25 protein-coding genes and 1 tRNA gene are annotated in these 25708 nt (G+C 68.5%); 11 read left to right on the forward strand and 15 right to left on the reverse strand.

Translation table 11 applies throughout. The annotated features are described in order from the left end of the window. Positions 1-77: 77 nt before the first annotated feature. The 4 genes from AB4Y75_RS11100 to AB4Y75_RS11115 form a co-directional block, all read right to left on the reverse strand. The gene (locus AB4Y75_RS11100; RefSeq protein ID WP_441435937.1) at positions 78-746 is read right to left on the reverse strand and encodes a DUF4232 domain-containing protein; all 669 of its coding nucleotides are present in this window, start codon (positions 744-746) and stop codon (positions 78-80) included. A gap of 144 nt (positions 747-890) precedes the next feature. Beyond that, positions 891-1604: a YcnI family copper-binding membrane protein gene (locus tag AB4Y75_RS11105; RefSeq protein ID WP_441435938.1), complete on the reverse strand. Its 714-nt coding sequence runs from the start codon at positions 1602-1604 to the stop codon at positions 891-893. Between the two features lie 81 nt (positions 1605-1685). Next, complete coding sequence (locus AB4Y75_RS11110) at positions 1686-2402, reverse strand: hypothetical protein (RefSeq protein WP_441435939.1); 717 nt, start codon at positions 2400-2402, stop codon at positions 1686-1688. A gap of 132 nt (positions 2403-2534) precedes the next feature. Beyond that, entirely contained in the window at positions 2535-3248 is a 714-nt protein-coding gene (locus tag AB4Y75_RS11115) for a TetR/AcrR family transcriptional regulator C-terminal domain-containing protein (protein ID WP_441435940.1), read from the reverse strand. Positions 3249-3331: 83 nt separating this feature from the next. On the opposite strand from AB4Y75_RS11115, the gene AB4Y75_RS11120 reads away from it, so the two are divergent. Then, a complete protein-coding gene (locus AB4Y75_RS11120; RefSeq protein WP_441435941.1) occupies positions 3332-5050 on the forward strand; it encodes an amidohydrolase in 1719 nt (572 codons plus the stop codon). Between the two features lie 86 nt (positions 5051-5136). Further along, positions 5137-6507, forward strand: a complete 1371-nt coding sequence (locus AB4Y75_RS11125) for an APC family permease (RefSeq protein WP_441435942.1) — start codon at positions 5137-5139, stop codon at positions 6505-6507. Positions 6508-6620: 113 nt separating this feature from the next. Here AB4Y75_RS11125 and AB4Y75_RS11130 read toward each other — a convergent pair whose 3' ends face one another. From AB4Y75_RS11130 to AB4Y75_RS11140, 3 genes are read right to left on the reverse strand one after another with little or no spacing between them, the layout of a single operon-like run. Then, positions 6621-7793: a DmpA family aminopeptidase gene (locus AB4Y75_RS11130; protein ID WP_441435943.1), complete on the reverse strand. Its 1173-nt coding sequence runs from the start codon at positions 7791-7793 to the stop codon at positions 6621-6623. Then, positions 7790-8449 carry a TetR/AcrR family transcriptional regulator gene (locus tag AB4Y75_RS11135; RefSeq protein WP_441435944.1) on the reverse strand — a complete coding sequence of 220 codons (660 nt, stop codon included), beginning with the start codon at positions 8447-8449 and terminating at the stop codon, positions 7790-7792. The genes AB4Y75_RS11130 and AB4Y75_RS11135 overlap by 4 nt, the downstream gene beginning before the upstream one ends. Then, positions 8446-9960: an APC family permease gene (locus AB4Y75_RS11140; RefSeq protein WP_441435945.1), complete on the reverse strand. Its 1515-nt coding sequence runs from the start codon at positions 9958-9960 to the stop codon at positions 8446-8448. The genes AB4Y75_RS11135 and AB4Y75_RS11140 overlap by 4 nt, the downstream gene beginning before the upstream one ends. A 256-nt stretch (positions 9961-10216) precedes the next feature. Between AB4Y75_RS11140 and AB4Y75_RS11145 the strand changes: the two genes are divergently transcribed. From AB4Y75_RS11145 to AB4Y75_RS11160, 4 genes are all read left to right on the forward strand, one after another. Continuing rightward, entirely contained in the window at positions 10217-10924 is a 708-nt protein-coding gene (locus tag AB4Y75_RS11145) for a hypothetical protein (protein WP_441435946.1), read from the forward strand. Between the two features lie 75 nt (positions 10925-10999). Then, positions 11000-11629, forward strand: coding sequence for a copper resistance CopC family protein (locus AB4Y75_RS11150; protein ID WP_441435947.1), 630 nt, complete (start codon positions 11000-11002; stop codon positions 11627-11629). A gap of 74 nt (positions 11630-11703) precedes the next feature. Then, positions 11704-12291, forward strand: coding sequence for a copper chaperone PCu(A)C (locus AB4Y75_RS11155; RefSeq protein WP_441435948.1), 588 nt, complete (start codon positions 11704-11706; stop codon positions 12289-12291). After that, positions 12288-13550, forward strand: coding sequence for a Dyp-type peroxidase (locus tag AB4Y75_RS11160; RefSeq protein WP_441435949.1), 1263 nt, complete (start codon positions 12288-12290; stop codon positions 13548-13550). The genes AB4Y75_RS11155 and AB4Y75_RS11160 overlap by 4 nt, the downstream gene beginning before the upstream one ends. A gap of 68 nt (positions 13551-13618) precedes the next feature. Here the strand turns inward: AB4Y75_RS11160 and AB4Y75_RS11165 are convergent, their stop codons facing one another. Further along, positions 13619-14560, reverse strand: a complete 942-nt coding sequence (locus AB4Y75_RS11165; protein WP_441435950.1) for a hypothetical protein — start codon at positions 14558-14560, stop codon at positions 13619-13621. 221 nt (positions 14561-14781) lie between these two features. Between AB4Y75_RS11165 and AB4Y75_RS11170 the strand changes: the two genes are divergently transcribed. From AB4Y75_RS11170 to AB4Y75_RS11180, 3 genes are all read left to right on the forward strand, one after another. Beyond that, positions 14782-15408, forward strand: a complete 627-nt coding sequence (locus AB4Y75_RS11170; protein WP_441435951.1) for a sunset domain-containing protein — start codon at positions 14782-14784, stop codon at positions 15406-15408. Between the two features lie 179 nt (positions 15409-15587). After that, positions 15588-15905 carry a hypothetical protein gene (locus AB4Y75_RS11175; RefSeq protein ID WP_441435952.1) on the forward strand — a complete coding sequence of 106 codons (318 nt, stop codon included), beginning with the start codon at positions 15588-15590 and terminating at the stop codon, positions 15903-15905. A gap of 47 nt (positions 15906-15952) precedes the next feature. Then, complete coding sequence (locus AB4Y75_RS11180) at positions 15953-16795, forward strand: hypothetical protein (RefSeq protein WP_441435953.1); 843 nt, start codon at positions 15953-15955, stop codon at positions 16793-16795. A 371-nt stretch (positions 16796-17166) separates the two neighbouring features. Here the strand turns inward: AB4Y75_RS11180 and AB4Y75_RS11185 are convergent, their stop codons facing one another. Then, on the reverse strand, positions 17167-17406 hold the full coding sequence (locus AB4Y75_RS11185) for a PLDc N-terminal domain-containing protein (protein WP_441435954.1): 240 nt from the start codon (positions 17404-17406) through the stop codon (positions 17167-17169). A gap of 199 nt (positions 17407-17605) precedes the next feature. Here AB4Y75_RS11185 and AB4Y75_RS11190 point away from each other — a divergent pair, with 199 nt between their 5' ends. Continuing rightward, positions 17606-18259 (forward strand): hypothetical protein, encoded by a 654-nt coding sequence (locus tag AB4Y75_RS11190; RefSeq protein WP_441435955.1) that lies wholly within the window; start codon positions 17606-17608, stop codon positions 18257-18259. A 533-nt stretch (positions 18260-18792) separates the two neighbouring features. Here AB4Y75_RS11190 and AB4Y75_RS11195 read toward each other — a convergent pair. The 4 genes from AB4Y75_RS11195 to tadA form a co-directional block, all read right to left on the reverse strand. Continuing rightward, positions 18793-18882 (reverse strand) — tRNA-Ser (locus tag AB4Y75_RS11195). A gap of 198 nt (positions 18883-19080) precedes the next feature. Further along, positions 19081-21099: a DHA2 family efflux MFS transporter permease subunit gene (locus AB4Y75_RS11200; RefSeq protein ID WP_441435956.1), complete on the reverse strand. Its 2019-nt coding sequence runs from the start codon at positions 21097-21099 to the stop codon at positions 19081-19083. A 30-nt stretch (positions 21100-21129) separates the two neighbouring features. Next, entirely contained in the window at positions 21130-21606 is a 477-nt protein-coding gene (locus AB4Y75_RS11205; RefSeq protein WP_441435957.1) for a MarR family winged helix-turn-helix transcriptional regulator, read from the reverse strand. A gap of 285 nt (positions 21607-21891) precedes the next feature. After that, a complete protein-coding gene (tadA, locus tag AB4Y75_RS11210) occupies positions 21892-22392 on the reverse strand; it encodes a tRNA adenosine(34) deaminase TadA (RefSeq protein WP_441435958.1) in 501 nt (166 codons plus the stop codon). Between the two features lie 129 nt (positions 22393-22521). Between tadA and upp the strand changes: the two genes are divergently transcribed. After that, positions 22522-23169 (forward strand): uracil phosphoribosyltransferase, encoded by a 648-nt coding sequence (gene upp / locus AB4Y75_RS11215; RefSeq protein ID WP_441435959.1) that lies wholly within the window; start codon positions 22522-22524, stop codon positions 23167-23169. A gap of 80 nt (positions 23170-23249) precedes the next feature. Here upp and AB4Y75_RS11220 read toward each other — a convergent pair whose 3' ends face one another. After that, positions 23250-24782, reverse strand: a complete 1533-nt coding sequence (locus AB4Y75_RS11220; RefSeq protein WP_441435960.1) for a sensor histidine kinase — start codon at positions 24780-24782, stop codon at positions 23250-23252. Next, complete coding sequence (locus tag AB4Y75_RS11225) at positions 24779-25519, reverse strand: response regulator transcription factor (RefSeq protein ID WP_441435961.1); 741 nt, start codon at positions 25517-25519, stop codon at positions 24779-24781. Before AB4Y75_RS11225 ends, AB4Y75_RS11220 begins: the two co-directional genes overlap by 4 nt. Positions 25520-25708 lie beyond the last annotated feature (189 nt).

Consider the following 25708-nt stretch of genomic DNA (forward strand, 5'->3'; position numbering starts at 1 on the left):
GTCTGACAGGAATTGCGCTCCACTCGCCCGCGCCGCGATGGCGGTCCGGGCGGGTGGTCAGCGCCGAGCTGAGAGGATCAGGCCGCGGGCTTGAGAGCCTGGACCGTCAGGAGTTTCACCGCGGCGTTGGAGCAGCCGTCCACGGTGACCGGCACGAAGAGCGGGGTGGTGGAGCCGGGCACGTAGACCCGGTATTGATGGGCCGCCACGTGGACACAATCGGGGTGCAGCCCTGCCTGGCTGTACCGCAGCTGGGCCCCCGCCGCCTGTCCGGGGGCCAGGGTGACGGTGGTGGGGGGCACCGAGGTGTCCTTCTCGGCCGGCGCGCCGATGGCGGGGGCCGCCGTTCCCGGGACCAGTTCCACCGTGGGGAATCCGGTGACCGTGCAGGTGGCGCCGCCGGTGTTCTTCAGGGTCAGGATGCCGTAGACGCTGCCCGCGGCGCCCCCGCCGCTGGTGTCCAGGGACGCGGCGAGCGACCCTGCGGCACACGGCCGGGGTCCCGCGACGGGGGGTGCGGTCGTGGTCGCCGGAGGCGGCGTGGTGGCCGGGGCCGACGGCGTAACGGACGGCGTGGTGGCGCTCGGTTCCGGTGTCGTCATGGCCGGCGACGGCGAGTCGCTGCTCGGGGACGGACTGCTGCCGCCGCCCGGCGTGCCGCAGGCGGCCAGTCCCAGCGCGAGGACCGTTGCGGCGGCCCCGAGAGGGATGGTTCGTGAGGTCAGGAACTTCCTCGGAGTGCTCATGAAATCCACCCTAGTCCCGTGACGCCTGAGCTGGGGAAACAGAAATGCCGAGTCCGCCGCGAGGGTGTGGTTCCGCTGGCGGATGCAGCGGAACCACACTCCGTGCGGTGGACTCAGCGGATCGCCGGGGGACCCGCCGACCGGCTACCCGGCAGAGTTGCGGCGCGTGCGCACGAAGGCCGTGCCGCCCAGCACCAGGCCTGCGACGCCGGCGCCCAGGCCGACCCACGAGCGCGCTGCGGAGCCGCCGTCGTCGCTCGTGGAGGAGGCCGGTGCGGCGGCCTCGGGAGTCGCGGCGCCGTGCCCGCCGTGCTCACCGCCCGCGGAGGCGGCCGTGACCTTGAAGGACGGGGCCGGCGACTTGAGGGACTCCTCGTCCTGGCCCGCGGCCGGGATCTGGTTCCAGTCGGTGGAGCCCGTGCTGCACTCCTGGAGCGTGGGGAAGTAGAGCGTGGTGTCCGGGGTGCTCGGGAGCTTCACGGACAGGACCAGGGCGTCGCGCTGGTGCGGGTCCAGTGGGGTCTTGGCCGTGTAGACGATCGCCTTGGTGCGGGTGGTGATCGAGTTGCCGGTCTCTAGCTTCTTGGGCTCGGGGAGCTTCTCGGTGACCTTCTGGATGGTCCAGTTCGGGTTCACCGTGGGGGTGGCGTCGTCCAGTTCCTTGGGGAGGTTGATGGTCACCTTCGTGGTGGGCTGCGCGTCGCAGCCGTGGGGGATTCCGAAGGTCAGGAGGGCGTAGTCGCCGGCTCCGGTCTTGTCCGGAGTGACGCCGACGTGGGCGCTCGCGGCCACGGACGTTCCGAGCAGGAGGGCGGCGGCGCCGGCGATGGACAGGGCGGACTTGCGGATGCGTGACATGGTTGCCTTTCGCGGCACGCTCAGGGCGCGCCAAAAATGTGTTCTCCGGCGTATATGCCGGCTAGGGCATGCTGGCGGTCGTCAGGGAAGGACGACGACGCGCGGCGGGCCACGCAGCCTGTCACGGCGGAGGGTGCGCCACGGCAGCCGCGGCGGCTCGGGCGTCCGGGGAGCCCTGGGCGCCTGGTCGGGGACCGGGAGAACCGAGGGCTTCGCGGCCCGGAAAAGAGGCCGCAGCCAGGCGGCCAGTGCCCAGAGGGCGGCCTCGCCTCGCGCGAGCAGGAGTGCCGTCAGCAGCGTGGCCACGAGGTGGCCCAGGAGCATCCCGGGGTCGTGGGCCAGCGACGAGTGCGCGTCCGCCGACGCGGAACCGAGCCGGGACGAACCCAGCGCGGGGGAGAGGTGCTGCAGAGCTCCGGCCAGGGCGGCGCCGTCGTCGTGCTGGTGGCCCATCGGCATGCCGGGCATCGGCGTCGCGGTGCCCGCCAGGGCGCCGAACGCCTCGTGGAGCAGTATCTGGCCGGCGCCGAGCATGGCGGTCATGGCGGGGAGTCCGAGACGGACCTTGGTGGCCAGAACCGATGACAGAAGGGTCAGCGCGAGAAGCGCGGCCAGGATCGGCGGCGCGGGAAGCGCCCCGCCTGCCAGGGAGTGCGCCCCGGCCGCGAGCGAGAGGATTCCGGTGCTCAGCAGGCCGGTCCGGAGAAGGTGGAAGGGAACCGCTTGCCGGGCCTGACTGGACCCGGTCCGTGATGACGGCGGGGCTGCCCGGAGGAGGGTGCGGTGCGGTGCGGGCATGATTCCTCCTTCATCGGGCAGGGCATCGGACAGGGCGCAGGGCAGGGGATCGGGCAGGGCGCTGCGGCGGGCGCAGGGTGGAAAGTTCAGGGGCGGGAAATTCAACGGCCGGCGCTTGCCGCCCGCCACATTCTATCGGGCGGACACGGGACGTCCGGGTTCATTGCGGAGCCGGTCGAGCGAGGTGGACAGTCCGGTGAGGAGGGCGTCCAGGCCGAGGTCGAAGGCCTGGTCCGCCACGGCTGCGGCGTAGGAGACGTCGTCGTCCCGGCCGAGGAAGCGCTGCCGGACGGCGAGGGCCTGGGTGAAGACGGGGACCTGGGCGGCGAAGTCGCCGGTGTCGAAGATGTCCGCCGGCGCGACGGCGTCGAGCGCCGATCCCAGGACGAAGCTCTCCAGGGCGACGATGGCGCTGACGGCCAGTTCCTCGGGCCACCCCTCGGCGAGGAAGCCCTTGGTGACCTCCTCGTACATGCTCAAGGTGGGGTTGGCCCCGGTGACGGGAGTGGTGGCCAGGAGGGCGATCGCGTGCGGGTGCGCGGCGAAGGCGGTGCGGTACGACCGGGCCCACTGCCGGGTGGCCTCCAGCCAGGGAAGGGTCCCGAAGCCGGAGTGGTCGATCCCGAAGGTGATCAGTTCCCGCATGGAGCTCAGGACCTCGGTCTTGTTGCCCACATGGTGATACAGCGCGGGGGTTTTCACGCCGAGTTCACCGGCCAGGGCGGCCATGGTGAAATCCTCCGGGCCGGTGCGTCGGAGCACGTCGAAGGCGGTCCGGACGATCAGCTCCCGGTCCAGAACGCTTCTTTTCGGCCGTCCCGCCCGTCGTGGCGCGGCTGACATCATGGCTGTCCCCTCTTGCGTGTTGCGCACATCACAGACTACTGTGATCCACAATTATTTAATCCCATTAAATATCTGGAGTTCCAATGGTCCTGACAGTCTTCCACGGCGGCGTGGTCGCAGCCGATCCCCGTACCCTCACTGGGACCGACCTCACCGGGACCGCGCTCGCCGGAACCGCCCAGGGCGGCGCCGGCGCGCTCGCCCCTGCCGGCGCGCTCGCCCCTGCCGACGCGACCGCCCTCGCCGTCCGGGACGGCGTCATCGAAGCCGTCGGCGCGGAGGCCGAGGCGCTGCTGGACCAGGCGGACCATGTGGTGGACCTGGAGGGCGCTTACCTGGGACCCGCGTTCGCGGACGGTCATGCGCACCCGCTCCTCGGTGGCATGGAGGACCTCGGCCCCCAGATCCGCTCCTGCGGTTCCGTCGAGGAGATCGTGGCCGCCGTCGCGGCCTTCGCCGAGGAGAACCCGGACCAGGAATGGATCATCGGCGCGAGCTACGACGCCACGCTCGCACCCGGCGGGCTTTTCGACGCCGCCTGGCTGGACGCCGCGGTGCCGGATCGGCCCGTGGTGCTCAAGGCCTGGGATTACCACACGCTCTGGGTCAACTCCGCTGCTCTCCGCGCGGCCGGGATCGACGCCGGCACCCCGGAACCGGACCGCGGGAGGATCGTCCGCCGCGAGGACGGCAGCCCCCTCGGGACGCTTCAGGAGTACGGCGCGCTCGAACTCGTGGAACGGGTCGCCCCGGGCTACTCGCTGGGCCGCCGCGTCGCCGCCCTGGAAGGGGCCACCTGGAAGCTCGCCGCCTCCGGGATCAGCTGGGTGCAGGACGCCTGGGCCTCGCTGGAGCACCTGGACGTGTACCTCGAGACCGCCCGCCATGGCAGGCTCAACACCCGTCTCAACCTGGCGTTCCTGGCCGAGCCCGGCCGCTGGCAGGAGAATCTGGACACCTTCGTCGCGGCCCGGGAGTCGGTCCGTGCGGTGGGCAGCGAGCTCCTGAGCGCCAACACCATCAAGTTCTTCGCGGACGGCATCATCGAAAGCCACACGGCCTGCATGCTCAGCCCCTACACCGACGCCCCGGAGGACAAGGGTCTCCCCAATTGGAGCCAGGACGAGCTGAACGACGCGCTCGCCGCCGTCGACCGCCTCGGTTTCCAGGCCCACATCCACGCGATCGGCGACGGCGCCATCCGCATGGCCTTGGACGGGATCGAGGAGACCTCCCGGCGCAACGGCCCCAGGGACCGCCGGCCCGTGCTGGCCCACCTCCAGGTCGTCGACCCCGAGGACATCCCGCGATTCGCCGAGCTGGGAGTGGTGGCCAATTTTGAACCGCTCTGGGCCCGCGAGGACGACGTCATGAACCTCCTGACCGTCCCGCGCCTGGGCAGCCCGCGCTCCGAACGCCAGTACCCCATCGGCAGCCTGATGGAGCGTGGTGTCGCCGTCTCCTTCGGCAGCGACTGGCCCGTCACCTGCCACGAACCGGTGCCCGGACTCGCGACGGCGGTGACCCGCCAGACCCCCGACCACCTGCCCGTGGGCGGCTGGCTGCCCGCCGAGCGCGTCGACGTCGACGCCGCCCTCGCCGCCTACACCGCGGGCGTCGCCTATCAGGCGTTCGCCGAAAACCGCTGGGGCGCCCTCCGCCCCGGCCTGAGCGCCGATCTGGTGCTGCTCTCGCACGACCCCCGGGAAGTGGCCCAGGAGGAGATCCAGGACATCCAGGTGAAAGGCACCTGGCTGGCCGGCCGGCGCACCCACACCGCGTTGCTCCCCGCCGCGCGCTGAGCCGAGCGCCGCTTCGACGGCCCTGCGTCATCCGGAAACCCCGCGTTCCCCGAATACCCGCGCCTCCCCGAAAGAAAGACCACCCCATGTCCTCCACCCCACTCGAGCCTTCGGCGTACGCCGGGGACGCTCCCGGCGGCCACCGCCCCCGGCAGCTCCGCCGCGTCCTCGGCCTCGCAGCCCTGGTCATGTTCGGCCTGAGCTACATGGCCCCGGTGACCGTGTTCACCACCTTCGGCACGGTCACCCAGATCACCGACGGGCACCTCGCCGCCGCCTATGTGGTGGCGCTGGCCACCATGTTCTTCACCGCCCTCAGCTACGCGCGGATCTCGGGCGTGATCCCGGCCGCGGGCAGCGCGTACTCCTACACTACCCAGACCTTCGGCGGCCATGTGGGCTTCGTGACCGGGTGGACGCTCATGCTCGACTACCTCTTCCTGCCCATGATCAACTTCCTGCTGGTGGGCCTTTATCTGAACTCGGCCTTCCCGGCCGTGCCCGCCTGGGTCTTCGCCCTGGCGAGCGTCGTCGCGGTGCTGGCGTTCATCGCGCTGGGCGTGAAGTTCGTGGGCAAGTTCAGCGGCGTGATCGTGGCCATGGCCGTGGCGATCATCGTGGTGTTCATCGCGCTGGCCGTCTCGTACCTCTCCGGCAACCCGGCGCCCTCCGTGCTGGCCCCGTTCGAGACCGGTTCGGGCGGCGTGGGCCCGATCTTCGCCGGCGCGGCCGTGCTGGCCCTGTCCTTCCTCGGCTTCGACGCCGTCTCCACCCTCTCCGAGGACGCCCGGGACGCCCAGCGGAACATCCCGCGGGCCATCGTGATCACCACGGTGCTGGGCGGTGTCATCTTCATCGCCGTCGCCTGGGCCGGTGGCCTGGTGTTCCCGGACTGGCACGCCTTCAGTTCTCTGGACACCGCGGGCATCGAACTGATCGAGAAGGTCGGTGGCCCCGTGCTGAGCGCCATCTTCATCGCCGTGTTCGTGGCGGGCTGCATCGGTTCGGCCATGACCAGCCAGGTGAGCGTCAGCCGCATCATCTATGCCATGGGCCGCGACGGGCTCCTGCCCCGGGCGTTCGGCAAGCTGCACCCGCGCTTCGGCACGCCCGTGCTCGCGGCGGTGTCGGTGTCAGTGGTTTCGCTGCTCTCGCTCGTCCTGTCCCTGGAGATCGCGGCCACGATGATCAGCTTCGGCGCCCTCTTCGCCTTCTCCATGGTCAACCTGTCCGTGGTGAAGTACTTCATCTGGGACCGTCAGGGCCGTACTCCGCGGGATCTGCTGATCCACCTGGTGCTCCCGCTCATCGGCTTCGCCCTGACGATCTGGCTGTGGACCTCCCTCGCGCCGACGTCCTTCACGGTGGGCGTGTGCTGGATGGTGGTGGGAGTGGTCTTCCTGGCCGTGCGCACCAAGGGATTCCGGCAGGCGCCCCCGAAGCTCACGTTCGAGTAGAGCCGCGGCGGGCACGGCTCCCGCTGCACGACTGCCTGAACGACGACGGCGGTGGGCCGGGCGGCGCGCCCGSCCCACCGCCGTCGTCGTACGGGATGATCAGGGCGGCCCGGTCACGACGCGAACGCCGCGCGGACCTCCTCGTGGGGGAGCGCATGGCTCCTGTGGCCCTCGCGGCCGACCATGTCCCGGGCCGCGACGAGGGCGTTGAGGACGGCCTCCTCGGTCGCTTCGACCACGGCCTCGTAGAAGGGGTCCATGCTGCCCCAGGCCACATGGGAGAGCTGCTCGACGACCACGCCGCCGGCGCCCATGCGCGAGCCGAGGCCGCCCTCGTTGGCCGTGGAGAAGGCGAGGAAGATGTCGCCGGAGAAGTGGCTGCCCGTCGTTCCGGTACGTGCCAGGCCCAGGCTCACCCGACGGGCGAGCGCACGGCATTGGTCTGGGAGCATCGGCGCGTCGGTGGCCACGACCACGATCACGCTCCCGGCCCCTGCCACCGCGTGGGCCGGGGAGGCCGTGTCGCGTTCGAACCAGTCGGTGGTGCTCATGGGGTCTGGGACCCGGGAGTCCGGGCCGAGTCTCCGACCGGCCACACGCAGTTCCTTCCGGGATCCGAAGTTGGCCTGCAGGAGCACACCCACGGTCCAGGAGTCGTCGCCCGAGCGGACCACCCGGGAGACCGTGCCCGTCCCGCCTTTGAAGCCGTAGCAGTTCATACCGGTCCCGCCGCCCACATTGCCTTCGGCAATCGGACCGGGGCGGGCGGCGTCGAGGGCGGCCGCGGCGTGTTCGGGGAGCACAGTGTCCGCGTTGATCGAGTTCAGATAGCCGTCCCAGGTCTCGCCGACCACGGGGAGCATCCACTGCGCCGCGGCGGCGGGGTGGTGGCGGGCCATCCACTGGTCGATGCCGCGGTGCACGGCTCCCACCGCGTGCGAGTTGGTCAGGGCGATGGGCGTCTGGAACTGTCCGGACTCCTCGATCCAAGTGCTCCCGGTCAGCTCTCCGTTGCCGTTCAGAACCGAGAGACCCGCAGCGCAGGGCGATCCGGCGGCGGCCTTGCCCCGCGGCAGGATGGCGGTGACGCCGGTGCGTGTCACCACGGGCCCGTCCTCGATCAGCGTCACGTAGCCGACCTCCAGTCCCGGCACATCGGTGATCGCGTTCCACGGTCCGGGCTCGCCGTCGAACGGGATGCCGAGATCCCGGGCCCGCGGGGAGGCGCCGAGCGGAGCGGTCCCGGACGGACGGCTCGTGCTCGGATCGGAAAGGGGTGCGGTCACTGCTGCTCCTCTGACGTGGGTGATGTGGACGGGGTGGTCGGTGCGGACGGGGTGGTCGTGGCGGGCGTGATCAGGGTGCAGTCGAGGGCGAGCTCGGCGAAGAGGAGGGTGTTCCGCAGATAGCGGTCACGCTGCCAGTCGTCGGGGTCGATCAGGTAGAGGTCGTAGGCGTCCTCGAGTGCCACCAGGTTCTCCGCGATCGCGTGGACCTCCATGCGGGGCCGGAAAGCGCCGAGGGCCGCGCCCACTTCGAGCACGATCTCGTACAGTGCGACCTGGCGTTCCACCACGAGCGCCAGATTGCGCCGGTACTGGGGGTTGTCCTGCGCCGCCGAGACCAGCTGGTAGACGACCCGCAGTTCGTCACTGATGTGTTCGGGGATCCCGGCCTCGATCATGAGGCGGAGCCGTTCGACCGGGTCGGAGACGCCGTCGATCAGCCGGCGGCGCTGTTCGCTGAACTCGTCGATGACACCCTTCACCGCCTCCATGACCAGCTGATCGAAGCTCTCGAAGTGATACAGGACGCTGCCCGTGCTCACCTCGGCACGTTCCGCGACCGCGCGCACGCTGGCGTTGGCGATGCCGTGTTCGGCGATCACGCTGCTGGCGGCGGCGATGAGATCCTGGCGACGCTGTCTGCTCTTGGCTCTCATGCCACCGGCTCCTCTGCCGCCACCGGCTTGGCCGCGGGGGAGCGGTCCTCCGGGGCGGCGACCACCACGGAGGAATTGAGGGCGGCGTAGCGTTCGGGGGCGCGCCGCTGCATCACGAGGCCAGCGATCACGCCGCCCACGAAGACGAGCGGCACGACGCCGATCAGCAGGAGATTCACAGGGCCGGTCATGCCGGACACGATATCGAAGTGCGAGACGATGATGGCGAACGCGGCGAGGAGTCCCAGAGCGCCGAGCACCGGTGCGACGACCACGCGCCACGTCCCATGGCCTCGCCGGTCCTTCCGGAAGAAGCCGATCACCGAGACCGCGGCCACGCCCTGGGCGAAGACGAGCCCTGCCACGCCCACGGCATACGTCCACAGACTCAGCCCGAGATAGGGATCCGTGCCGGACAGTGCCCCGGCGATCATGACCACCAGGCTGAGGCCCGTCAGTGCCAGACTCGCGACGTGCGGTGACCGCATGCGGTGGTGTGTGCGGGAGAACACCGTCGGCAGCAGGCGCTCGCGGCCGAGCGAGAACACGTACCGCGCACAGGCGTTATGGAAGGCGAGCGCGCAGGCGAAGAAGCTGGTGATGACCAGGATCTGGAGCACGACGCCGGCCCAGGCTCCCAGCGACTGCTCGCCGGCGATGAACATCATCTCCTCGAGCTTGTCCGAGTTCGCGAGCGCCAGCACGCCGTCCGCCCCGAACGCGACGGTGAGGGCCCAGAAGGTGAAGGCGTAGAAGACGGCGAGGAACGCGATGGCCAGGTAGGTCGCGCGGGGAACCGTGCGGTCGGCCTGCTTCGCTTCCTCGGCGTAGATGACCGTGCCCTCGAAGCCGAGGAACGCCCCGAAACCGAAGACGAAGAGGACGCTGGCGCCCGGGACGAAGAAGATGTTGACGGGGTTGAAGGACGCGGCCGTGGCCTCAGCGATGCGGCCGCCGTTCTCCACTATCGAGGCGATCGAGACGATGAGGAGGATGAGGACCTCGGCGGTGAGCAGCACCGCGAGGACTTTCGCCCCGACGTCGATGCGCCGGTAGCCGAGCAGCCCGATCAGGAGCACGGAGAGCGCCGCCCAGACGCCCCAGTGCAGATGGACGCCGAACAGATTCCCGAACGTCAGGTCCGCGAAGAACCCGAGCAGGGCGTAGAAGCCGATGAGCAGGAACGCGTACGCCATCACGGTGACGAAGGCGACGCCGATGCCCACCGGTTTGCCCAGCCCGGCGGCCGCGTAGGCGTAGAAGGCGCCCGTGTTGCGGACGAAGCGGGACATGGCCGTGAAGCCGATGGCGAAGAGGATCAGGACCGCGCCGCTGGCGAGCATGGCGCCCGGCGCCCCGATCCCGCCCAGGAGGAACGACAGCGGAGCCGCGCTCACGGCCACCGTGAGAGGCGCAGCCGCGGACACGACGAAGAAGACGATGTCGACCGTGCCCAGCCTCCCGGGTGCGAGGGAATCCGGAGCCTTGGCCTCGGTGGTCGTGCTCTGCATGGGAACCTCCGGTGTGCCTGGGTGACGAAATCTGAACAAGTGTGAGAAAAGTCTCACCCCGTGTTTGCGCCGCGGTCAAGGCTTTCCGCGCTTAAAGTTGACCAGCTGTTCAGATTTCTGAAATATCCGGTCCGCCCGACGCCCCGTCGGCGAGGAGATCCTCCGGCACTCCCAACTTTTCGACAGCCCGTAGAAATTCGTGGATAATCGGGGCTGGACGGGCGGTCTGCCCTTCCGGGACGGACAGGGAAGGACCATGACGGCACGCGGAGCGCGTTTCGCACGGGGCTGGGTCGCAGCCACCGCCGCGACGTCGATCGCCGCCTTCTCGCATGTCCTCGCGGGCGGAGCGGTTCCCGCGTCCGCCGTCCTGCTGCTCTCGCTGGTCCTGTCCGGACTGGTCTGCACCCTCCTGGCCGGAAAGGCCTTGTCCCTCTGGCGCCTGTCCGCGGGAGTCCTCTTCAGTCAGGCCTTGTTCCACAGCCTCTTCAGCATGGCCCCGGCCGGAATGACATCCGCCGGAGCGACCGACAGCCCCGCCGCCACGATGGCGCACGACATGGCCCGGATGGGTCATGCCGGCCACACGGTCCGGTCCATGGCGCCGCCGCCCGGCAGTGTCACTTCTGAGGGGTCCATGGCGCTGATGGACCACTCGTCGCCGCTCATGTGGCTGGGCCACGCGCTCGCCGCCGTCTTCACCATCGCCGTGCTGCGCCACGGCGAGGCGACCCTTCTAAGCCTGCTCGCCGCTCTGCGGATGCGGCTCATGACGTTCCTGCCCCGGGTGCTGCCGCTCGTCGTCGTGCCCGGATCGCTGACCATGCCGCTGGACCGGCGCGTGACCCCGTTGCGCAACCTCGGCGTGCCACTGCTGGTGCTGCGGCACCGCGGCCCGCCTCTGCTTCCTGAGCTGTTCACATCACCGCGGTTCCCGGCCGCCCTCTGCGTTCCGGAGCCGTGAGACCCGCGCGGATCCTCCGCGCCCTTCTCTCAGCGCCCTGCCGGGCCCCTGTGTCCCGCAGGGCAGGAAGCAGTCATGAGTTCCTTGCCATCCATGTCCTGGCGGAACCCGGGACGTCGTGCGTCCCTGCTGTCGGCCGTTCTGGTGCTGTGTTTCGCCGCTCTTCTGGCGAGCGCACCGAAGGCCTCGGCGCACGACCAACTGGTTTCGTCCACCCCATCCGACGGTAAACGCCTGTCGGCAGCACCTACCCAGGTGTCCGTCACCTTCAGCGCCGCGCTGATGGATCTGGGCAACGAGATCCGCGTCGTCGATGCGGCCTCGAAGAACTGGGCCCAAGGGAGCCCCGTGCTCTCGCGGGAGACCCTGGCGCAGCCCCTCGCTCCGGACCTTCCGGAGGGGGAGTACCAGGTCCGCTGGAGAGTCGTCTCCAGCGACGGCCACCCCATCAGCGGCAGCTATTCGTTCCTCGTCGGAGCGAACGCGAAAGCGGGCACCATCCCGGCGCCCGGGCTCGCACCGGGCACCGAGCCCGCCGCGGGAGCGACCGCGCCGTCCTCGGAGGCCGACGCCTCTGCGGTCAGCAGGCCGACGGCGGGCGTTCCCGGCTGGCTGATCGCCGGCGGCATCGGTGCGGTCGCGGGCCTCGGCCTGTACCTCGCCGTCCGGGCCCTGCAGCGCCTGCGCCGCGACGACGCCGCCTGAACACCCCTTTCATCTCACACTTTCACCCCGTCCCGGCCTCACGCTGCCCGGACGGGCACAGATCAGGAGTCACCATGACCACCAAGAAGACCCTTTCCCTGCTGTCCCTCGCCGCTGCCGCCACTCTCGCCCTCGGCGCCTGCTCCTCGGGGGACGCTCCGGCCCCGGCCGCGTCCTCCGCCAGCCCGGCATCCGCCCTTTCGATCAGCGAACCCTGGGTGAAGGCGGCGTCCTCCGGTATGACCGCCGCGTTCGGGACCGTCCGCAACGGCAGCGGGAAGGACCTCACCATCACCTCGGTGAGCACGCCCGCCTCTCCCATGGCGGAACTGCACGAGACCGTCATGAACCCCAGCGGCGGCATGCAGATGCGCGCCAAGGAGGGCGGCTTCACCATCCCCGCCGGCGGTGAGCTCAAGCTCGAACCCGGCGCGAACCACATCATGCTCATGAAGCTCGCCAAGGCCTACCGTGCCGGTGACGAGATCCCCTTCGAACTCAAGGCCAGTGACGGCACCACCCTCAGCTTCACCGCTCAGGTCAAGGACTTCTCCGGGGCCAAGGAGAACTACGCGCCGAGCGGTGATTCCAGTCAGGAGTCCGGCCACGGCGGCGAGGACCACTCCGGGCACGGTCAGCCCACGACCTCCCCGGCCAAGTGAGTCCGCGGGACGTGGAGCCGGCGGGGCCGGGAACCGCCCCGGGATCCTCCACGGGGGTACGACGCCGGCACCTCCTGTTCGGTGGCGCCGCGGCGGGGGTGGGGGCGCTGGCCGCCGCCGGGACGCAGCTGGTGGGCGGGGCGCCGTCGTCGTCCGTGGCGGCGGGGACGTCCGACAACGGAGCCGGCACCGTGCCGTTCTTCGGGGCACGGCAGGCCGGGATCGGCACGGCGGCGCAGGCGCACGGCGCCTTCGTGGCGCTGGACCTGAAGCCCGGGATCACGGCGGCGGGCGTGAAGTCGTTGCTGAGGCTCCTGACCTCCGACGCCGCGAAACTCACCCAGGGGGAGGGGGCGCTCGCCGACACGGAGGCGGAGCTGGCGTTCCGCCCGGCGAACCTGACGGTCACGTTCGGCTTCGGGCCGGGGCTCTTCCGGGTCGCCGCGCCCGGGCGTGCCCCCTCCTGGCTGCGGCCCTTGCCGAAGTTCGGCATCGACCGGCTGGCGAAGGAGTACAGCGACGGGGATCTGCTCCTGCAGATCTGCGCCGACGACCCGCTCACCGTCGCTCATGCCCAGCGGATGCTGCTGAAGGACAGCCGGAGTTTCACCAAGCTCCGGTGGGTCCAGCAGGGTTTCCGGCGGGCCTACGGCACCGAGAAACCGGGCACGACCATGCGAAACCTCTTCGGCCAGGTCGACGGGACCGCCAACCCGGCACCCGGCAGCGAGAGCTTCGAGCGGGTCGTGTTCGGCGACGGGAGCAACCGGCCCTGGGTGGAGAACGGGACGTCCCTCGTGCTCCGGAGGATCAGCATGAACCTCGACAAGTGGGACGAGCTGGACCGCTCCGGGCGCGAGGAGTCGGTGGGGCGGAAGCTCTCCAACGGCGCTCCGCTCACCGGGGTCCACGAGCCCGACGAGCCCGATTTCAAGGCTCTCAATCCCGTGGGCTTCCCGGTGATCGCGGACTTCTCCCATCTGCGCCGCGCACGTCCGGACGACCCGTCCCAGCGGATCTTCCGGAGGGCGTTCAACTACGACGTGCCTCCCGGGGGTCCGGGGGTGTCCGATTCAGGGCTGCTGTTCGCCTCGTTCCAGGCGGATGTGGACCGGCAGTTCGTGCCGATCCAGAAGCGCCTGGACGACCTGGACATCCTGAATCAGTGGACGACGCCGGTGGGCTCGGCGGTCTTCGCCATCCCGCCGGGGTGCGGTCCGGACGGCTTCGTGGGGGAGGGGCTGTTCGCCTCCGCGTGACGCGGTGAGGCGGTGAGGCCGGTGCCGTTCAGTGGAGCGGCGCCGGCCTGTGCCGTGTTACCTGGTCGTCACTCTTTCCGGGTGCGAGGTGGACGAAGCCCGGCCAGCAGGACGGCGACGAGGATTCCCATGGTCACGGCGATTTCCGCTGTGAGGGGTGCACCGAGCGCCGTGTCGGCGAGCAGAACGATCGCCGGGAGCGCCGAGATGATCAACGCCGAGATCAGCGGACTGGCTTTCGTGATGCCCGCTTGGAGCAACAGGATCGGGAGGCTGATGCCGACGACCGACACTCCGGATGCGGTGAGGAGGGACTGTGCGGTCTGCTGGGTTTCGACGACGGTGGGCAGGGCGATCACGCCGCACACTATCCAGGCCAGGTGGAACCGGGCGGCGCTGATGCTCAGAGCGTCGACTCCGCGGCCGGCCAGCCGCCGCGACGTCAACAGCACGCCCGCCGCGCAGACTCCGGCGACCGCGCTGAGGAGGATCCCGGCGATGCGCAGGCCCGGGTCGGCGTCGTCGACGGCGAAGACACTCACGGCCACAGCGCCCGCCGCGACGAGGACCAGGGCAGGCTGTAGCAGCGTTCGCTTCGCCGTGCCGCCGGACAGCAGGGCCACTGCGATCGCGAGAGGGCCGAGTCCCGTTTCGATGACGCTGGCGGCAGTCGCGGGGATGAAGGTCGCCGCGACGTAGAAGCAGGCGAAAGCGCCCGCGGTGACGAGGTTCAGGAGGAGCACGTCGGCACGCGTCATCCGGCCTGTCGTCGCCGGGTTTTTGCGTCCGCGCCGAGAGGCGACCGCCTTGGCCGTGACCCCGATGACGCCGGCCACCAGGAATGCCGTGAAGGTGGAGAACGTCCCCAGGGCCGGAGCGATGGTGTGGGAGACGAGCGCGGTTCCGACGCCCTGCCAGAGCACCGCGACGGCGACGAGCGCTGCCCCCGCGGTCGCGGATTTTTTCGCACCGGAGGGTTGTGTCGTGGTGGCTGAGGTGGAGGTCGTCATGAGTGTGGTCCTTATGGGCCCGGAATTGAAGCTGGGGTGTGGACACTGGACGCTACGTGGACGTGGTGTGTGATGCCAGTCGACTCGTCAACGAGCTGAAACATACCCGAGGAATGTGATTCGCCTCCTAGCGGGCGCTGTTCCGGCAGGTGGGAGGCGGATATGATTTCAGCGCATCACACGTTTGGCCGGTTCAACCGGAACTTTTCACTGGGGGACTTTTGTCTATCAAATCTCTGGGGCGCGCAGTCATCGCAGCCCTGACGGCGCTGCTCGCCGTCGTCGCTTCGCTGGTCGTGGCGGCACCTGCACAGGCGGCTCCGACCGTCGCCACCCGCGTCGCGTCCTACGCGGCCGGACCCGCCACGGTCACCCGCGGCAAGCCCATCACCGTCCAGGGCCAGGCGCAGCGCCTGAACGGACGCACCTGGGCCAACACGGGCACCGTCAAGGCGGTCGTGTACTTCGACCCGGACGGCGCCAAGCCGAACGCGGCGGTCCGCACCGTGAACAGCAACACCAAGGGCTTCGTCCGTACGTCGTTCACCGCGAGCGTCTCGGGCAAGTGGACCCTGCGGATCGTGTCGACGGGCACGCTGAAGGCCAGCTCCACGGGCCAGCGGTACGTGCGCGTCGTGGCACCGCCGCGGCCGACCCGGCCGACGTCCGCCGCTCCCATCAGCAAGTTGAACTGCCCCGCCTGGGCGCCCATCAAGGGGAACCAAGGCCGTCCGGAGTGGATCTATCACCTGCCTGGCCAGCGTTCATACAACGTCACCGCCCCCGAAGCGTGTTTCTCCACCGAAGGCGCAGCGCAGCGTGCTGGCTACCGGAGAGCTCGAAACTAAGTTCTCAGGCCTGACGAAGCTCCCCCGGGGACGGACCGAGAAATCGGATCAGCCCCTGGGGGAGCTTTTTCGTGGGGCGGGGCGCTCGACGGCGGTCAGCGGCCGAGCAGCTGTACGTGTCAGTCCGCTTTCAGTCGTGTCACTTTGGCAGGGTGCCGGACACACGCGATAGTTGCCTTATGAAGATTAATCTGAGCCGGCTGGACGCCCACGCGGCCGACTACCTGGGCCTGCATCGGACTGTCGAACATCCGGCCGGCGACATGCTGTCGGAGCTGCTCGAAACCGTGGTCGGTCCCTGGCTGGCGTCCGCACCGTTGGCCGTCTGGACCTGCCGGGCAGAGGTCCGTGGTGAGTGGGTCGACATCGCCGAATTCCCCTGGTCCCGGGACCGTACCCTCGGGTTCCGGCTCCTCGCGGCCGACGAACCGGTCGAGGATCTCCTCGCCGAAGGTGCCACGGTCTTCAGCATCGCGTGCGTGCCCTCCTTCGGCTGATGGACTCACCTCAGGATGCTGTCGCGGCGGACCTCTCCCCTGATGTCTTGACGAAGAAGGACACGGTGCAGCTCGCCAAGAACCTGAAGATCGCCTCCCGTCCGGCCCCAGGTGACCAGGCTCCGGTGTGGGAATCGGGTTCCGTCCGAAAGAGTCGGCTGAGGGCCGCGATCATGTCCACGGCAGTGTTCGTCGTAGTCGCGGCGGGGATTGCGGTGCTCCTGGCGTGGACGACCAATCCCCTGTGGGGGAACTACCCGCAGGTTCCCGCGACCGTAGTCGGCAAGTCCGAGGCCAATGCCCACAAGAGCACCCCGATCTGCACCGTGACTCTGCGGTTCGAACTCGACGGCGTGCCTCATGAGGCCACGGTGAGGAACGAAGCGTCCTGTGATCGTCTGCCGCGATACAAGGAACAGGTCACCCTCGCCTACAACCCCACGGATTATTCCGGCATGCTGATCGTGGGCCATGACGAGGGAATCAGGACCGCGACGTCGATGATCGCCTTGATCTCGGTGGTGCCGCTGCTCCTCCTGCTGTGGCTGAGCGCCACGCGCGTCCGGTCGTACAGGAACGCCAGGAAAGCGGCGAGCAGGACGTCCTGGCAGGAGATCACGGTTCTCGTGAAGGGCCTCAAATCCAACCCGGAACACACGGACCTTCTCGTCCATGCGCGCGACGACGACGGCGCTGAGAGGGAGTTCGTGATCGGGTATGCCACGCCCAAGCTGACCGGATTCGAGCCCCAGAAAGACAGCCAGGTCACCCTCCGACTTGTCGGAGACGGTGACGGCCACGCGGTCCTCGCCATGCCTGACGGCTCCGGAACCTGCGACGCCACCATCTCGACACCGAACAACTTCGAGCTCCGCACCCTGGGGCTGTGAGGCGGAGCGAGTAGCGGGACCGTACCTCGATACGCCACATGAAGCAATTTCGAGCCAGCAGGGCGTTGCGGAACGGCAAGAAATCTGTTTCGCCCGAAATGGGGATTGCCCAGCGAACGTCGACGTTCAGCCAGTTACGCCGTACAAGACAATAATGCCATCTCCCGCTTCCTTGTTTGACTTGTCAATATCACAAAGAAGCGCAGTGTCCCCATACGTGGCCTCGTTTCCAAGGACTTTCTGGACGGAGGGTCAGGGAAAATGCCATTGCACGGAACTACGCGTCCTGCAATGGAATTTTAATGGGTTGAGCGCCGTTAGACTCCGCTGGCTGACGCTTCGCTTTGGCGGAGCAGTCTTCGGCGGAACAGTCAGAACCTGGTGCGCCGTGCGCCTGTCCACGTTGACCCATTCATGCGCAGGATCATCCATGCCCCAGCGCCGACGAGAGGTGCTGCGATGATGCCGATGAGCCATGCCCATTTCAGGAATGGTTCATCCCTGAAGTCAGCGTGATAAGCCTGCCATGCAGCGGTCACAATCAAGGCGAGCAGTGCGACGAGCGCTGCTCCGCTGATGATGATGGCCAGGATTTCTGAGGTTCCGAGCATGGCACTCGCCTACCTTTCGTCGGGTCGATCCAGGACATCACCGACCTTGTTGACAGGTCAAGTCGACAAGCAGATCACGGGTGAGGGTTCATGGATGCGACTGTGCCTTAGTCGATCGTTCTGCTTACCGTTTGCCCGATCGAGTGGCGATCTCGCTTTCTATTCGGTCTGGAATCCCGGAATATGAGGAGGAAATGTTATGAAGACGTTCGGCAAAGGCGCAACGTGCCTTCTGGCCTCGATTGGACTGCTAGGCGGTGCGGCGGCGATCCCTGCACAGGCCAGTGCGTCGCTGGAACCGCAGCCTTCAAGCACTACGCATACGGGTTATGTGCGGGATTGCCTGACTCAAGTGGATGCGTACAACGCGAGCCAGGGACGGAACGTCTCTCACGACGAGTGCAAGACGACCGTGACGACCCAGCTCGACGCAAGTGCACCAGTCACCGTCGCAGAAGTGCGAGCCGCGTCGGGGCTGTCCGCTTCGGAAAAGCGCTCCTTGGTCGCTGCGGCCACGGCAGGCGCCGTCCAGTCCCGGCACTGGAGCCAGTTCACCACTGGTGGCGCATACACTCGGACGCAGAACGGCACGATGTTCTTCAATGGCAGTGAAGTGTGGGTGACCGAGGTACGTCATGGGTACCAGGGTTCCCATAACTGCTTCACGAACTACACGGTCGAAGTCAACATCTCGGACCGGGCGTGCAACGAGTCTGGCGCGTTGAACTTCCGGGTGATGAACAGCATCTGGAACGTGAACCTCAACGGCACACCGATCACCTATGACGCGTCCATGCAGGCTACGGTCAGGGCGAATGGGTCCATCGAGGGCTTCGGAGCGACCATCGGCTGACACGGACTCGTTGGTGACTCCCAGGTTGAATTCGGATCTGGAAGCTCTGCCTCCAGATCCGAATTCATCTGAGCACAGTGCCTCTAGGCTCTCTAGGCTCTCTAGGCTCTCTAGGCTCTCGGGGCGCTCAAGACGCGCTGCCAAGGATCGCCGGGGGTACCTGAGGTCCGTGCGCACCCGGGGCCTCTGGGTGGAATCGGGCCCTTGCTTGGTTGGCCGGGTCGAGTACCGTTTGGGCAATTGCTCCCATTTCACGTACCGCGTCAGGATTGTTTTTCCCGAGGATCTGCCCAACGCGGTCGGCCTTCAGTTGTTGAGCAGCGCCCCGTCGGCAAAGGGCGGCCGCGTCTTCAGCAATGATGAGGCTGAACCTTGGTGCGATTCGAACGAGTCCTAGACTCGTTGGCTGACATGCTCAGCGACGAGGTGCCGCCCCGGCGAGTTTCGCCACCGCAGCGTCATCGCTGGATCTGTCGCGAGCGTGACGAAGGCCCTGGAACCTCTGATCTCTCAGGGTTCCAGGGCCTTCGCTCTGGCGGTGACGGTGGGATTTGAACCCACGTTGGCTGTTACACCAAACAACATTTCGAGTGTTGCACCTTCGGCCGCTCGGACACGTCACCAACGGTTGACCACTTTACCGTAGCCGGACACCCCCGCCCAAACGGAGCACCTGCGGGCCCGTCTGCAGGCCTCGGATCCGCCCGTTCCCGGGCTTGTCGCCGAAGCACCGAGCCTCCCCAGAACCCCGGAAGCGCCCGAAGGGCGCCCACCGCAATCGATGGACGCCCCTCTCAGCACCTCCGCAGGAACCGCCGGCCTCAGCCCGCGCTGTGCCGTCCCCTGGTCGCCAGGTAGAGCGCGGCTTCCTTCTGGAGCTGCCGTTCGGCGTCGAGCTCGGCCTGGATCCTCGCCAGCTCGCCGGCCGCCTGGCCCTGCCGCTCGGACATCTCGAGCTGCGCCAGCAGCTGCGTGTTGACCTTCTCCGCGAGCCGGGCGAGCTGCTCCTGCTGCTTCGCCAGCATCAGCTGAGTCTGCTGGAGCGCGGCGAGCGTCGCGGCGGTGTCGCCCTCAGGGACGACGGCGGCTTCCTCGCGCTCGGCCAGGAGGAGCCTGAGCTCGGAGTCCAGGCTGCCCTCCAGGCTGCCGTCGTGGGTCGCCGGAACGGCGCGCTGGTGTCCGGCAGCGTGAGCCGGCACGTGCTGTTCCGGTGCGCTGCTCGGGTTCAGCCCGTTGGCCAGGGCCTCGCCTGCGGCGCCGGACGGAGCGGCGACCGCGGCGAGCGTCGCCGTCGTCGTGTCCGGTTCCGTGGAAGAGCCCTCGGAAGCCGCCTTGGCGGGCTGCATCTCGACCGTCTTGCGCAGCGGGACCTCCTTGATGAACAGCACGGCGATGATCGCGGCGATGGCCACGAAGCCGGCGATCAGGAAGATCTGCGCGGAGGCGTCACCATAGGCGGCCTTGACGATCGTGGCGATCGGACCGGGCATGTCCTTGACGTCCAGGCTGGTGCTCGACGCCCCGGACCCGGCGGGGACCTTGATGTGGTGGTCGATGAAACCCTGCTTGATCAGATCCGAGGACCGATTGCCCAGCACGGCGCCCAGCACGGAGACGCCGATCGCGCCACCGACGGTGCGGAAGAACGCCACCGAGGCACTCGCGGAGCCGATGTCCCGGGGAGCCACGGTGTTCTGCACGGCGAGGACCAGGTTCTGCATGGTCATGCCGAGGCCCAGGCCCAGCACGGCCATGTAGACGCCGGTGATCCAGAAGTCGGTCTCGTGGTCGATCGTGCCGAGGAGGAGCATGCCCGCCGCGGTGAGGATCGTGCCGGCCACCAGGTAGCCCTTCCACTTGCCGTAGCGGGAGATCAGCTGACCCGCGACCGTGGAGCCCACCAGGTTGGTGAAGATCATCGGCAGGGTGAGCAGGCCGGCCTCGGTGGGCGTCGCGCCACGGGCCACCTGGAAGTACTGGCCGATGAAGGAGGAGGAACCGAACATGGCCACGCCGATGGCCACCGAGGCCACGATGCTCAGCGCGGTGGTGCGGTTGGAGATGATCTTCAGGGGGATGATCGGCTCGGAGACCTTGGCCTCGACCAGGATGAAGAGCAGCAGGCCGACGACGGAGCCGCCCACCATCGCCGCGGTCTGCCAGGACCACCACTCGTAGTAGTCCGGGTTGCCGGCGAAGGAGACCCAGATCAGCAGGGTGGAGACGGACGCGCTGAGCAGGATGGTGCCCAGCCAGTCGATCCGGGCCTTGCGGCGCACCTGCGGCAGCTTCAGGGTGAGCTGGAGCAGGATCAGGGCGATGATCGCGAGCGGGACGCAGACGTAGAAGGTCCAGCGCCAGCCCCAGTGGTCCACGATCAGACCGCCGAGCAACGGGCCACCCGCGGTGCCCACGGCGAGAACGGCGCCGAGGTAGCCGGAGTACTTGCCGCGCTCACGCGGGGCGATCATGACGCCCATGATGGCCTGCGACAGGGCGATCAGACCGCCCATGCCGATGCCCTGGATGACGCGTGCGGTAAGCAGCATGGGGATGTCGGGGGAGAGGCCCGCGACGACCGAGCCGGCCACGAACACCACGATCGAGAGCTGGACCAGGATCTTCTTGTCGTAGAGGTCCGCGAGCTTGCCCCAGATCGGGGTGGTGACGGCGCTCGCGAGCATGGATGCCGTGATGACCCAGGCGAAGTCCGTCTGGGTGCCTTTGAGGTCGGAAATGATGGTGGGCAGCGCGTTCGAGACGATCGTGCTGGACACGATCGCCGTGAAGAACGCGGCAAGGAGGCCGGTGAAGGCCTCCATGATCTGCCGGTGGCTCATGGGTTGAGCCTCGTGGTTGGGGTTCAAGATTCAGTCTCCTGCGGGGGTGACGGCGGCGTACGGGGAGGGCTTGCGGCGGTAGGACTGCAAGGCCACGGTGAGGTCGGTGAGGTTGGAACGGCACGTGAGCGCCTGGTCCTCATCCCAGTCACCGAGGAGGCTCAGCAGCGCCTGGACGCGGTCCTCCTCGGCACGGGCGAGCTGTTCCTGCCCGGCATCGGTGACCTCCAGGATCTGAGCCCTGCGGTCCGTGGGGTCCTGCGTCCGGGTGATGAAGCCGCGTTCCTCGAGTTCTGCGAGGTGGCGGCTCAGCACGGGGGAACTCACACCGAGCCGCTGCGCGATGTCCACCGCACGCCCACCGTGTTCGGTGATCATGTGGAGCACCCCGAGCAGGGCCGTGCTGGTTCCCGGAGCCAGGGAGTCGTGGGAGAGGCAGCGCAGTGCACGCTGCAAGTCCACGACCCCGCGGATGAGCGCCCGCGCTGTTGCTGGCTCCACCGGCATCCGAACCTCCTGTAATTGCTTACGGCAACTATATAATCATGAAAGTTGCTTAGTCAAACTAATATTCCGGAGGCGCGCGGGGTAGGGATAGGTGCGGGGTGGAGGAGGCGTGCCAAGCGCACGACGACGACGGCCGCCGGGCAGGGCGCGCCCCGCTACCCGGCCGCGCGCGGTCGTCGTGGATCCGCCCGCTTCAATGGACAGTCCCCTGCGCTGCGGCGGCGGGGAATGTCCGCCAGGCCGGGGAAAAGAGCGCCGGAGCGCTGTGAGAGGGGAGGTGCCCGGCTAGCCCCGGTGCCGGGCGAAGAACTCCCGGAGCAGGGCGGCGCATTCGTCTTCGCGGATGCCCGCGTAGACCTCCACCCAGTGGTTGAGGCGGCGCTCGCGGAGGATGTCGAACACGGACCCGGCGGCCCCGGCCTTCTCATCCCAGGCCCCGAACACCACACGCGGGATCCTGCTCAGGACGATCGCCCCGGCGCACATCGCACACGGCTCCAGCGTGACCACCAGCGTGCAGTCCTCCAGGCGCCAGCCATCGGACCCGCCGTCGTCGTCGGCCATCCGCTCGCGCAGGGCGGCCGCGCCCGCACGGATCGCGACCACTTCGGCGTGCGCCGTCGGGTCGCCCAGGGCCTCGCGTTCATTGCGACCGGTGGCCAGCACGGCGCCGTCGGGGCCCAGAAGAACCGCGCCGATCGGCACATCCTCCGTGCGCAGCGCCGCCCGGGCCTCGGCGAGGGCGAGGCCCATCCAGTGCTCGTGTTCGGCGTCGTGCGGGATCATGCCCACCAGCGTATCCGCCCTCCCGTCTACGCGAACCGCCAAAGGATGCCCCTATGCGCTGTGAATAAGGGCGCCTACTGGCGGTTCGCGAAGGGAGGCGGAGGGGAAGAAGTCCTGTAAATTTGACCCATGCGCACCATCGTTGTGGATCACCCGCTCGTCGCCCATAAGCTCACCGTGCTGCGGGACAAGACCACGCCTTCGCCCGTCTTCCGTCAGCTGACCGAGGAACTCGTCACCCTTCTCGCCTACGAGGCCACTCGCGAGGTGCGTACTCAGCCCGTCACCATCGAGACCCCGGTGTCCACCACGATCGGCACGGCCTTCACCAAGCCGACGCCCCTGGTGGTCCCCATCCTCCGCGCAGGCCTCGGCATGCTGGAGGGCATGACCAAGCTGGTCCCCACCGCCGAGGTGGGCTTCCTGGGCATGGCGCGTGACGAGCACACTCTGGACATCATCACCTACGCCGAGCGCCTTCCCGAGGACCTCACGGGCCGCCAGGTGTTCGTCCTGGATCCGATGCTGGCCACCGGCGGGACGCTGCGTGAAGCGGTCAAGTTCCTCTTCCGCCGGGGCGCCGACGAGGTCACCTGCATCTGCCTGCTGGCCGCCCCGGAGGGCCTGGCCAAGCTGGAGGAGGAGCTGTCCGACGCCAACGTCACCGTCGTCCTGGCCTCGATCGACGAGCGTCTCAACGAGAAGGCGTACATCGTCCCCGGTCTGGGCGACGCCGGCGACCGCCTCTACGGCGTCGCGAGCGTCCTGGAGGCCTGAGCTCCCGTCGTCTCCTGCTCGCGAGAAGCCAGTTGAGCACAATGTTCACGCCGAACACTGTGCCCAACTGGCTTCTCGCGTCAGGCCGGGTGCAGCTCCACGGAGAACACGGTCCGGCCCGGACGGGACTCCAGTGTCACGGTCCCGCCGTGTGCCTGGACGATCGCCTGCACGATCGACAGGCCCAGCCCGGACGAGCCACCCGTGCGGGCCTTGTCCGCCTGGGTGAAGCGGGAGAACACCTCGGGCTGGAGGTCCTCCGGGATGCCGGGGCCGTCATCCGTCACGGTGAGCATCGGCCTGCCCTCGGCCGAGAGCGCGACGCCGACCTCCACTCTGGTGCCCTCCGGCGTGTGCTTCTGGGCGTTCGTCAGGAGGTTCACCAGGACCTGCCGCAGCCTCGCCGGATCGGCCCAGGCGTCGACGGTTCCCGCTGGCACAGCCAGCCGCCAGTCGTGCCCCGCGTCCTGCGCGCGCTTCTCCATGACCTCCTCGACGGCCAGCTGCACCAGGTCCACGGACCTGCCCTGCAGCGCCTGACCCTCATCCAGCCTGGCCAGCGTCAGAAGGTCCTCCACCAGGGTGTTCATCCGGACGGACTGGCTCTGCACCCGGGAGAGCGACTCCTTGCCCTGATCGCTGAGGTTCTCGGTCAGGCCCAGCATCTCGCTGTAGCCGCGGATGGCGGTCAGGGGAGTGCGGAGCTCGTGGGAGGCGTCCGCCACGAACTGGCGGGCCTTCACCTCAGACGCGTGCCGCACGGCGAGGGCGCCGGCGACGTTGTCGAGCATCCGGTTGAACGCGTGCCCCACGCTCCCCACCTCGGTGTCGGGGTCCGTGGCGCTGTCCGGGACGCGCACGCCCAGGGCCACCTCGCCGACGTCGAGCCGTGACTCGGCCACCTGGCCGGCCACCTCGCTGAGCTGGGCCAGCGGCCGCAAAGTCCGGCGGATCAGCCAGGTGCCCACGACGGCGCAGATCACCAGGGCCCCTGCCGCCACCAGCACGGTGGTGAGGACCAGCGCTCCCAGGGCCTGGTTCTTGCCGGCCAGCGGGAGCCCGGTCACCACCACGGCGCCGTTGGGCGTGGTGGAGGCCAGCATCCGGTATTCGCCGACACTGAGGTGGCTCGTCGCTGGGACGGCGCCGGGGCGGTAGGCCTCCGGGGTGGCGGAGATGGCAGCGATCTTGCGCAGGTCACTGCTGGGAAGCGGTGCGAACTTGCCGTCGTCCTGAAGGATCACCGCGGCGCCCTGCGACCCGTTGCTCGTCGCCACGGCCGTGATCGTGCCGAGCGGCTGCCCCCGGAAGTCCGGGGAGCCTCCGTACCCACCCGGTCCTCCCAGTGTCTCGGCGGCACGGTGATTGGCCTGGCGCAGCTGAGTGTCGACGTCATTGGTCAGGACGCGGTCCATGGTCGCGTAGACCACCGAGCCGAGCACCGCGGCGATGACCGTCAGCAGCGCCATGGTGACGAGCACCAGTTTGGTGCGCAGGGGCCAGGACTTCAGGCGCGTCCAGCGGGGACCGCGGCTGCCCTGTGGTGGGTTGCCCTGCGGTGGGTTGCCGGGAGGTGGGGGAGCAGTGCCTTCCGGGGCGGTGTCAGCGGTCATTCGGCACCGGGCCGGATGACGTAGCCCACGCCCCGGACGGTGTGGATCATGGCGGCCCGGCCCACATCGATCTTCTTGCGCAGGTAGGAGATGTAGAGCTCCACGATGTTCGCCTGACCACCGAAGTCGTAGTGCCACACGTGGTCCAGGATCTGATTCTTGCTCAGCACGCGCCGCGGATTCTCCATGAGGTACTGCAGGAGGTCGAACTGGGTGGCGGTCAGCTGGATCTCCTCGCCGCCGCGGTGGACCTCCCGGGAATCGATGTTGAGCACCAGATCGCCCACCACGAGTTCCGAAGCGTCCTTGGCCGTGGCTCCGGACCGCTGCACCAGGCGGTGCAGGCGGAGTGTCAGCTCCTCGAGACTGAAGGGCTTGGACACGTAATCGTCGCCGCCGGCGGCCAGCCCCTCCACTCGGTTCTCCACGCTGTCCTTGGCCGTGAGGAAGAGCGCTGGGACTTCGGGCATGAAGGTGCGGATCTTCTGCAGCGCTTCGACGCCGTCGAACACGGGCACCATGATGTCCAGGACCAGCACGTCCGGCTGGAATTCGCGTGCCACACGCACCGCGGAGGGGCCGTCTTCGGCGTACTGGACGTCCCAGCCGCTCAGCTTGAGCCCCATGGCGACCAGCTCACGGAGCATCGGCTCGTCATCCAGGACCAGGGCGCGGATCGGGGAGCCGTCCGGGCGGGTCAGGCGAGGCAGTGACTGGAGTGAGGGTGGCAGTGACATACCTCCACTCTGAACCCTCGTCTTCGCATCTGACTAGGTGTTCGCTGTGCGCTTGCTGTGAGCGGACGACGGCGCGTGGCCGGCACGGAGTGAATTCCGGCCGGATCGCGTCATGTCACGCTCCGGGGCCACTAAAGAACCGTGGGGAGGAGAGGTTCTTCACTGTTTCCTCCAGGCCGAGTTCCTGCC

Source organism: Arthrobacter sp. RAF14 (genome assembly GCF_052114185.1).
Lineage (GTDB): Bacteria > Actinomycetota > Actinomycetes > Actinomycetales > Micrococcaceae > Arthrobacter_E.

Bases quoted from the DNA above. Each gene is read 5' to 3' on its own strand.
- AB4Y75_RS11100 (WP_441435937.1), bottom strand. From the start codon at position 746: ATGAGCACTCCGAGGAAGTTCCTGACCTCACGAACCATCCCTCTCGGG.
- AB4Y75_RS11105 (WP_441435938.1), bottom strand. From the start codon at position 1,604: ATGTCACGCATCCGCAAGTCCGCCCTGTCCATCGCCGGCGCCGCCGCC.
- AB4Y75_RS11110 (WP_441435939.1), bottom strand. From the start codon at position 2,402: ATGCCCGCACCGCACCGCACCCTCCTCCGGGCAGCCCCGCCGTCATCA.
- AB4Y75_RS11115 (WP_441435940.1), bottom strand. From the start codon at position 3,248: ATGATGTCAGCCGCGCCACGACGGGCGGGACGGCCGAAAAGAAGCGTT.
- AB4Y75_RS11120 (WP_441435941.1), top strand. From the start codon at position 3,332: ATGGTCCTGACAGTCTTCCACGGCGGCGTGGTCGCAGCCGATCCCCGT.
- AB4Y75_RS11125 (WP_441435942.1), top strand. From the start codon at position 5,137: ATGTCCTCCACCCCACTCGAGCCTTCGGCGTACGCCGGGGACGCTCCC.
- AB4Y75_RS11135 (WP_441435944.1), bottom strand. From the start codon at position 8,449: ATGAGAGCCAAGAGCAGACAGCGTCGCCAGGATCTCATCGCCGCCGCC.
- AB4Y75_RS11140 (WP_441435945.1), bottom strand. From the start codon at position 9,960: ATGCAGAGCACGACCACCGAGGCCAAGGCTCCGGATTCCCTCGCACCC.
- AB4Y75_RS11145 (WP_441435946.1), top strand. From the start codon at position 10,217: ATGACGGCACGCGGAGCGCGTTTCGCACGGGGCTGGGTCGCAGCCACC.
- AB4Y75_RS11150 (WP_441435947.1), top strand. From the start codon at position 11,000: ATGAGTTCCTTGCCATCCATGTCCTGGCGGAACCCGGGACGTCGTGCG.
- AB4Y75_RS11155 (WP_441435948.1), top strand. From the start codon at position 11,704: ATGACCACCAAGAAGACCCTTTCCCTGCTGTCCCTCGCCGCTGCCGCC.
- AB4Y75_RS11165 (WP_441435950.1), bottom strand. From the start codon at position 14,560: ATGACGACCTCCACCTCAGCCACCACGACACAACCCTCCGGTGCGAAA.
- AB4Y75_RS11175 (WP_441435952.1), top strand. From the start codon at position 15,588: ATGAAGATTAATCTGAGCCGGCTGGACGCCCACGCGGCCGACTACCTG.
- AB4Y75_RS11185 (WP_441435954.1), bottom strand. From the start codon at position 17,406: ATGCTCGGAACCTCAGAAATCCTGGCCATCATCATCAGCGGAGCAGCG.
- AB4Y75_RS11190 (WP_441435955.1), top strand. From the start codon at position 17,606: ATGAAGACGTTCGGCAAAGGCGCAACGTGCCTTCTGGCCTCGATTGGA.
- AB4Y75_RS11200 (WP_441435956.1), bottom strand. From the start codon at position 21,099: ATGAGCCACCGGCAGATCATGGAGGCCTTCACCGGCCTCCTTGCCGCG.
- AB4Y75_RS11205 (WP_441435957.1), bottom strand. From the start codon at position 21,606: ATGCCGGTGGAGCCAGCAACAGCGCGGGCGCTCATCCGCGGGGTCGTG.
- tadA (WP_441435958.1), bottom strand. From the start codon at position 22,392: ATGATCCCGCACGACGCCGAACACGAGCACTGGATGGGCCTCGCCCTC.
- upp (WP_441435959.1), top strand. From the start codon at position 22,522: ATGCGCACCATCGTTGTGGATCACCCGCTCGTCGCCCATAAGCTCACC.
- AB4Y75_RS11220 (WP_441435960.1), bottom strand. From the start codon at position 24,782: ATGACCGCTGACACCGCCCCGGAAGGCACTGCTCCCCCACCTCCCGGC.
- AB4Y75_RS11225 (WP_441435961.1), bottom strand. From the start codon at position 25,519: ATGTCACTGCCACCCTCACTCCAGTCACTGCCTCGCCTGACCCGCCCG.